Below are 317 nucleotides of genomic sequence, written 5' to 3' on the forward strand. Positions count from 1 at the left end.
TACAGCGTCACGGTGCAGGTCACCGACGACGCGGGGAACGTGCAGACCTCCACCGCGCTGGCTGTGACGGTGGACACCCGCGTGGCGGCGCCGGTGATCGCCCTGAGCGACGACACCGGCACCCCCGGCGACAACCAGACTAACGACGCCACCCCGGGCTTTACCATCACCACGGAGAACGACGCCGTCAGCGTGATGGTGAGCATCGACGGCGGTAAGCCGCTGGCGGCGACGAAGGACGCGGACGGGCAGTGGCATATTGACAGCACCGCGCTGGCCGACGGCGACCACACCATTGTGGCCACCGTCACCGACCT

At 68.5% G+C, this 317-nt stretch carries 1 protein-coding gene; it reads left to right on the forward strand.

Features of this window, described 5'->3' with window-relative positions; all coding sequences use genetic code 11:
* Positions 1 to 317, forward strand: a 317-nt coding sequence (locus OOJ59_RS27980; protein ID WP_268063561.1) for an Ig-like domain-containing protein, incomplete at both ends; no start/stop codon positions are given.

This window comes from Citrobacter sp. W9, assembly GCF_026719375.1.
Taxonomy (GTDB): Bacteria; Pseudomonadota; Gammaproteobacteria; order Enterobacterales; family Enterobacteriaceae; genus Citrobacter; species Citrobacter werkmanii.